Genomic DNA, 8,227 nt, shown 5'->3' on the forward strand with positions numbered 1-8,227 from the left:
CGCAGGGGAGAAAAAAAATGCCTTGACAGAAGGCAAGAATTCGGATTTTTTGCAAAGCTATGGCGATAATCGTAAAGAAATTTGGCGGTACTTCCGTGGGCAGTATCGAACTTATCCAAAACATTGCCCACAACATCGCGCGGCAAAAGCGCGCGGGAGATTCACTTGTGCTGGTGGTTTCCGCCATGGCAAAGACCACTGACGACCTCATGGAACTGGCACACCAGATTTGTGAACACCCCTCCCGGCGTGAGCTGGATATGCTGCTCACCGCGGGGGAGCGCATCAGCATGGCTCTGCTTTCGCTATCCTTGCAAAAAGAAGGGCTTTCCTCCATCTCGTTCACAGGCTCGCAGAGCGGAATTATCACAGATAATCGCCACGGAAACGCGCGCATCCTGGAAGTGAACGCCTTTCGTATCAATCAGGAATTGGAGCAGGGAAAAATCGTGATTGTGGCTGGCTTCCAGGGCGTTAGCCAAGCCAAGGAAATTACCACTCTGGGAAGGGGCGGTTCCGACACCTCTGCGGTTGCTCTGGCCTGCTATCTGGAGGCTGGAAAATGTGAAATCTACAGCGATGTGGATGGCGTTTTCAGCGCGGATCCACGCATCGTGCCCCAAGCCCGTTTATTGAAAGAAATTGACCACTCCCAAATGTTGGCTTTGGCAAATGGCGGCTCAAGAGTTTTGCACCCCAGGGCGGTGGAATTTGCCCAAAGATTCAACATCCCGGTGGAGCTGAAGAGTTCCTTCAGTTTTGCCCAGGGCACGCTCATCCATCAGATAAAAAGGAATTCAACCCACATGGAAAATAGAAAGATAACTGCCATCACCCACAAGGAAGGGCTTTTGAGGCTGGTTCTCCCCGCAGAAAAAGCGGTGGAGCTCTTCAACATTGGTTCCCATATCGAGATTTTCCGCTATGAGATTCGTCAGGATAGCCTGGAAATCTTTATCGAAAACAAATATAAAAGCGACACGGAACTTCTGCTGCAGCAAAATGGGATTGAGGTCCAAGCCCGTGAGGAAGGCTTGGGCTGGGTCACCCTCGTGGGGCTGGGAATTGAGGCGGATCCACAGATTCTGAACCGGGTGATTCAAGCCTGCGGGGATTTCCAAATCCTCCGTGTGGCTCCCGGCAATCTGAACATCGGGCTGTTGCTGCCTTCGGTTCAAACGCAGGACTGCCTGTGCGCCTTGCACAATACTTTTTTTGGAGATGAACAATGAGATATTTGGTTACCAGCGCGCTTCCCTACGCCAACGGCAGGCTGCACATTGGTCACGTTGCCGGAGCCTATCTGCCGGCGGATATTTTTGTGAGATGGCTGAGGCTGCACAATGAAGATGTAATCTATATTTGCGGCACAGACGAACATGGTACCCCCATTTCCATTTCCGCGGACAAAGAGGGGATTAGCCCCCTCGAGGTGGTGCAGCATTATCACGCCTCGATAAAAGCGGCGTTCGACTCCCTGGATATCAATTTTGATAATTTTTCCGGAACCGCCAGGCCGGCTCATCACAAGCTTTCACAGGAGTTTTTCAGCGCGCTTTACGATGAGGGGCACGTCATTCCCCGTGTTACCCGCCAATTCTACTGTGAACATGATAAACGGTTTTTGCCGGATAGGTATGTGGAGGGAATCTGCCCTCGCTGCCAGACTCCCGGAGCACGTGGTGACCAATGTGACAGTTGTGGTCAGATATATGAAACCACAACCATCATCGAGCCCCGCTGCAAGATTTGCGGAAACGAGCCCGTCATCCGCGAAACGACCCATTGGTATTTGCAATTGAACGACTTCAGCGAAAAGCTGGAACGCTGGATTGCCACCAAGGATTATTGGAAGGAAAACGTCCGCAACTTCATGTTGAACCTGTTGGAACAAGGTTTGGTGGAGCGTCCCATCACCCGTGATTTGAGCTGGGGAGTGCCGGTTCCGCTGAAAGAAGCTGAAGACAAGGTGCTCTACGTTTGGTTCGAGGCCCCGGTTGGATATATCTCTTCCACCATCGAATGGGCGGAAAAAATTGGCGAACCGGAACGCTGGAAAGACTATTGGCTCGACCCCGAAACGAGGCTGGTTCATTTCATCGGCAAGGATAACATCATCTTCCACGCTCTCATCTGGCCGGCTGTGTTGATGGGTCAAAAACACAGCTATTGCCTCCCTCACGATATTCCAGCCAACGAATTTATGAACCTGGAAGGGCAAAAGATTTCCACCAGCAACAACTGGGCAATCTGGGTGGATGAATTCGCCCAGAAATTCCCCGCCGACTACCTGCGCTATTACCTGGCCTGCAACGCGCCGGAAAAAGGTGACAGCGATTTCTCCTTCCGGGATTTTCAGCAAAAGATAAATGGAGACCTGAACAACGTTTTGGGTAATTTGGCAAACCGTGTTTTCGCTTTTTCATGGAAGAATTTCGCCGGGAAAATTGCTCATCCGGACTTGAGCGAGGATGCGAAGACGGTTTTGAATGAAGCTGAGCGCATTTTTGAGCAAATTGACGCCGGTTACCGTGAATATCAGGTGAAAAACAATTCCCGCCTCGGTATCGATATCGCCCGCATCGGCAACCGCTTTTTTGACGAACGCAAACCCTGGGTGCAAATCAAGGAAAACCCCAAACAGGTGGAGGAAACACTTTGGGTCTGCATCAGCCTGTTGCGTCTGGCGTCTGTGGCGCTTTATCCCATCATGCCCAAAAGCATGGATCGCCTGCGCCTGATGATGGGGCTGGAAGCTTTGCGTAACTGGGAAAAACCGGATCTGCAAGCGGATTATGAACTCAGCGAAGCGCAACCGCTTTTCTTCAAATTGGAAGATGCCGTCATCGAAAGAGAGATTGAGAGCTTGCGGCAAGGCTCAGGTGAAACCAAAGATGAGACGGAACCCATCAAAGAACTCATTTCCTACGACGATTTTGCCAAGCTGGACCTGAGAATGGCGAAGATTCTGGAAGCGGCTCCGGTGAAAAAGACCAACAAGCTGCTGCATCTGAAAGTGGATATCGGAAATCAGCAGAGAGAGCTCGTTGCCGGCATCGCGGAACATTATCAGCCTCAGGATATCATTGGAAAAGAAGTGCTGATGTTGGTGAATTTGGAGCCCAAAACCATTCGGGGAGTCCAATCCCAGGGCATGATTCTGGCTGTGGATACCGGACAAGGATTGGCTCTGCTTTCCCCGGATAAACCCTGTCCACCCGGTTCCTCTGTCAGGTGAGTGGTGTTTTTGTTGTCAGATTTCCGGTGTGGGACATCAGGTCTGGGATTTCGACTTGAAAGTCGCACGATTCCAACTTCAAGCACCGGTTCAAGCAAATGTTCTGGTAACCTTATTCTTTATCTATTCATCAGCTTTTTTCTTCTGACTCTTTCCGGCTTGAACGCTGCCGCGTATCAGGATGGCGAGCTGTTCATCGAGGTTTTACTTTGCTCGGGACAAAAGATTGCTCTGACCGCGGAAAGTGGAATTGCCGAAATAGGCTTCAACGAAGCGGATTCGCCTGTATCCAGGATTTTGCATACCCCTTTGAATATTTCCTTGGAAAACCCCGCCACCATGATGAATTGGGGCTATCTGGAACGGGTGGAGCCCTGGAGCGATGATTCTGACGGATATTTGCGCGAAAGCTTCAAGTGGCAGGATTCTTCGCTGGTAATCCTACGTGAAAATCTGGTGTTCGATTCAAATAGTTTTTCGGATAAAGCTTCTGCGCTTGCCTGGACCAAAGCCAACCAAAAAAACGAAAAACAAATCACCGCTCTGCCTCTGCAAAGCCCCACCATTTGTGTGAATGGCGCTGGAGGCAGCAAAACCTATCTGGAAACACCTCTGCATTTTACAAGCTCACAGCCCATCTTTTTAGGTGGGGTAAAACTTGGTTTCAGCGGTGAGTTTGTGCTCAAGATTGTGGGTTCAAACCTGGTGGTCACGCACCTTGTGGCCCTGGATGAATATGTGGCTGGGGTGGTTCCCAACGAGATTGGTCCCAGCGCGCCGCTGGAAGCCTTGAAAGCTCAGGCTGTGGCTGCTCGCACGCACGCTCTGGGGCTGCTTTTGAACAATCGGCATAAAAATGACGGCTATGACCTCTGCAACACCACCCACTGCCAGGTTTACAAGGGTAAACACCAACAAAACGACGCTGTTCGGGAAGCGGTGTTTTCCACCCAGAACCAGGTTCTCATCCTGGGTGGTCGCATTGCGGACACCACCTATCACAGCGCCTGTGGTGGGAAAACCGATTCCTGCGGCAATATCTGGGGCGGAGACACCATGCCACATTTGGTGGGTGTGGAATGTTTTTCTGAAGCAGCTTCCTGGGATTTTAGTGATGAAAGCCAAGCCAGACATTGGATTACAGATATGGCTCTGGTTCAAGGCGGCTCGTCTTGGGAAAACAGCGCTCTTTCCTGGACCAAAGAAATCAGCTCAAATCAACTGGCCAAGAATTTGGGGCTCAGTAGGCTGGATCATCTGGTAATCAATCGCCGTGGTGAATCCGGGCGTATTATCGACATCACTTTTTACGGAAATAAAACCGTTCGTCTCACCAGCGAATACAAAATTCGCCAGGCTTTTGACAACGTTCGCTCTTCTTTTTTCTACATTCAGGGATCTTTTGTGGAGGATGATCATGGCCGCGTGGTAATCTATCCGAAAGGAACCCTCACCTTGAAGGGACGCGGCTCCGGTCATGGCGTCGGAATGTGTCAGATTGGCGCTTTGCGCATGGCGCGGGAAGGACGCGATTACGATGAGATTTTAACACATTATTACCCCGGAACGAGAGTCTGGGGAAACTGGATGGAATATGGCACACGATGATATGCTTTGGCGGGGAACCGCCCACGATGGACAATTTCGGGTTTTGGCGGTGGATTCCACAAACACTGCCCAGATGGCGCGGGATTTGCACGACCTCTCCCCCATCAACACCTTGCTTTTGGGTAAAATGATATCCGCCACAGCCTTGATGAGCCTGGATCTCAAGGTTCCCGAAGCGGAAATTTCCCTGCGTTTGGAAGGTGATGGACCCGTGCGCGGAGCTTTGATGATTTGCAGTGGAACTGGCGACTTGCGCGGATATGCCTTCCAGCCTCAGCTTTGGCTGGACAACGCGGAGGAAAACTTCTTTCCCGTCCGCAATTTGGGCAAAGGCACCCTAAGCGTGATCCGAGCCTATCCAAACAAAAAACCAACCGTCAGCACCACCCCACTCAGCGAGGGTGAACTCGCCCAAAACCTGGCTCACTATTTCGAACTTTCAGAACAGGTTCCCACCGCTGTGAACCTGGGCGTTTTGATTGACCAAAACGCGATGGTGCGGGCTTCCGGCGGTTTCATCATCCAACAATTGCCCCAGGCTGATCCCGCTCTGGCGGATGAAATCAGCGCCGCGCTTCAAAAAACCCCCAACGTTTCCGACCTCATGGATATGGGGCTCTCTCTACCGCAAATCATCACCCGTTTCGTTATTCCAGAACAGGAACTGAACCTGCAGCCCGCCGGGGATTTGCGCTACAAATGCAACTGCTCCCGAGAAAAGTTTGAGCGGGCTCTGCTTCTTTTGGGACTGGATGAACTCCAGGAAATGGCAGATGGCATCGACCCAGTTTGCCATTTTTGCAACGCGAGCTACCATTTCAGTCCCGAGGACATGGAAAAACTGATTACCGAGCTGAAAAACAGGCCATGAAACGGATTCTTGTGTTCATTTTTCTATTTGGCACGCTGTTGTTCGCCATCAGCCATGAAGAGTTTAAATGGCTGTTGGACAGGGAGTTTTTCGACATTTTGGAAAAGCACGAAACCAAGGTGGATGAGCTTTTGAAGGGAAACCCTGAAGATATCGAGCTTGCCTTGGAATATGCCCAACGTGGAGGCGACTGGGAGCTGGAACTGCGCTGTCATGAGCTTTTGGCGCTGAATCATCACAACCTGAAAGCCGCGCTGGAATGGCTGAGATTGGCAGATTTTTTCTATCTGGACAGCTTCAGCTTCGAGGAAACCAGACTAAAGCTTCAGGATGAATTCACCGCTCCGGACGAACGCGCGCTTCTGGACCACGTGCTTTATGGCACACCCGAGGCGGAGCTTTTGGAAGTGATTCGCCACCTGGACAGTTTCAACCCTGCCATCGAAGACTTGGCTCGTCAAAAGATTGATGAGATTAGTGTCGAGAGTTCGGATTCTTTGGCTTTGGCCATGATTGCGGATTTTGAACGTAACTTCCCTGTATCGGACTGGGGACAAGCTGCTTATTACTATAAACTTTATCATCATTCTTCCACCGGAAATTATGCTGAAATGGACAAAGCCATCGAAGCCCAGGCTTTTGATTCCTGCGTTCACCTCTATATTTCCGCCCTCTATTTACTGAGTCCGGGTTACCGCCGCCAGTGTTCAGACAACGCGCTCGTCTTGAATCAAACCATCTATATGTTGGATAAAGCTTTACGAGATTATCAGGATAATGGTTCCGCGCGCGTCGTTTACGACCTGTTTGACCCCGTCGAATGGAAAACCAGGCTGCGGTTCACCCGCGTTAAAGCCAGCTACTATTATCTTTTATCCACTTTGGGGTTCTGGGGCGATGAAGAAGAGCTCTGCGCTCTATTGCCTGAACCAGACGACAATTTTGTACAACTTTTAAATGAGCTCAATGAACTTGAGTTTGCCAATAACGATCGTGGTGAACAAGCGGAATTGCTCTATTGGAAAGGTCGGCTTCTCTCCCTGTGCTCCAACCAACACTATCTGCTGGAAGCGGCTGAAAGCTATGTTCAATCTTTAATCTTGGGTTCGCCCCGTCGCAAATTTGAGAACCCTTGCCTGCAATCCTTGGAAACCCTGCGCCAAAAACTGGACGTGAATCTTGAGATTATGGATTGGGCTCGCGCCCTGATGAACTACGAAGGCATCATTTTTGAGGAACATCCTTTCGATATTGCTTATTCCCGCATTGCCATTGGAGATTTCGACAACGATGGCTGGTCGGACCTTCTTTTCAACGGCAGCGCTTTGTACCGCAATCTTGAAGGCCAGAGCTTTGAAAACATCAGCGAAGAAGCAAACCTCAGCCGCTTAAAATCCAGCGGCGGGCTTTGGGCGGATTTCAACCGTGACGGCTTACTGGATTTTGTGAGCATTTCTCACCACAGCGACGATGTGGGCGACGCCTTGATGAAAAACCAGGGCGATGGAAGATTCGTTAAAGTAAATGAACGCGCCGGCGATATTGATGACGGTTTTCCCAGCGAAGCCGCCACCTGGATTGATTTGCAGGGAAGTGGATATCCCTCCCTCTACGTCGCAAACTATGAAAAGTGGCAAAGCCGTGCCGGATTTGAGGATTATTTTTGGAAAAATGAAGAGGGCTATTTCAGCGATGCCAGCTCAGAACTCGGATTTTGGGATCCTCCCTACGCCACCCAACCCGGATTGGCTGGACGAGGCGTGGCTCCGGCTGATTTCAACAACGATGGCATTCAGGAAATCCTGGTGACAAACTATCGGCTCAACCGCAATTTCTGCTGGGAATTGACCGATGGCAAATATCGGGATATTGCCGCTCAAAACGGTTTGGCAGGACATTTCAAAGACGGCTATTTCGGTCATAGCATCGGTGCCGACTGGGCAGACATCGATAACGATGGCGATCTCGATTTATTCATCGCCAACCTTGCCCATCCACGTTACATCGAATTTTCTGATGTGAGCATGCTTTTGCGCAACGATGGCCCCGGTTTCCGTGTGGTGGCGGGGGACACTTTGCGCTTTTGGCAATTTACAGACATCACCCGTGAAGCCGGCATCACTTATGACGAACTGCACTCCGACCCACTTTGGTTTGATGCCGATAACGACGGCCTGCCAGACCTCTTCATCAGCTCTGTGTATGAAAACGACCGCTCCTACCTCTATCACAACAATGGAGACGGAACCTTTACCGATATCACTTTCCTGAGCGGTGCCAGAGTTTTTAACGGTTGGGGAAACGCCACCGCAGACCTCGACCGGGATGGCTTGTTGGACTTGGTGGTTTGCGGCGGAAATGGCAGCAAGATTCTGCTAAACCGCACTCCCACCGAAAACCAGTCGCTGTTCGTTAAACCCGTCTGGAGCGAGGAAGGCGTCATTTTAATCACCGACCCCAGCGAATATCCCAACCACCCGAATTCCCCCGCTTTTGGAACCCGGGTGAAG

The 8,227-nt window shown here is 50.8% G+C and carries 5 protein-coding genes; all 5 read left to right on the forward strand.

The genetic code is table 11. The features are described from left to right. Positions 1–59: 59 nt before the first annotated feature. Entirely contained in the window at positions 60–1,232 is a 1,173-nt protein-coding gene (locus GX135_03875) for an aspartate kinase (protein ID NLN85230.1), read from the forward strand. Continuing rightward, the gene (gene metG / locus GX135_03880; GenBank protein NLN85231.1) at positions 1,229–3,238 is read left to right on the forward strand and encodes a methionine--tRNA ligase; all 2,010 of its coding nucleotides are present in this window, start codon (positions 1,229–1,231) and stop codon (positions 3,236–3,238) included. Before GX135_03875 ends, metG begins: the two co-directional genes overlap by 4 nt. A gap of 159 nt (positions 3,239–3,397) precedes the next feature. Beyond that, positions 3,398–4,846 carry a SpoIID/LytB domain-containing protein gene (locus GX135_03885; protein ID NLN85232.1) on the forward strand — a complete coding sequence of 483 codons (1,449 nt, stop codon included), beginning with the start codon at positions 3,398–3,400 and terminating at the stop codon, positions 4,844–4,846. Beyond that, entirely contained in the window at positions 4,833–5,717 is an 885-nt protein-coding gene (locus GX135_03890) for an Hsp33 family molecular chaperone HslO (protein NLN85233.1), read from the forward strand. The genes GX135_03885 and GX135_03890 overlap by 14 nt, the downstream gene beginning before the upstream one ends. Continuing rightward, a partial coding sequence (locus GX135_03895) for a VCBS repeat-containing protein (protein ID NLN85234.1) occupies positions 5,714–8,227 on the forward strand: 2,514 nt, incomplete at its 3' end. The genes GX135_03890 and GX135_03895, both read left to right, overlap by 4 nt.

Source organism: Candidatus Cloacimonadota bacterium (genome assembly GCA_012522635.1).
Lineage (GTDB): Bacteria > Cloacimonadota > Cloacimonadia > Cloacimonadales > Cloacimonadaceae > Syntrophosphaera.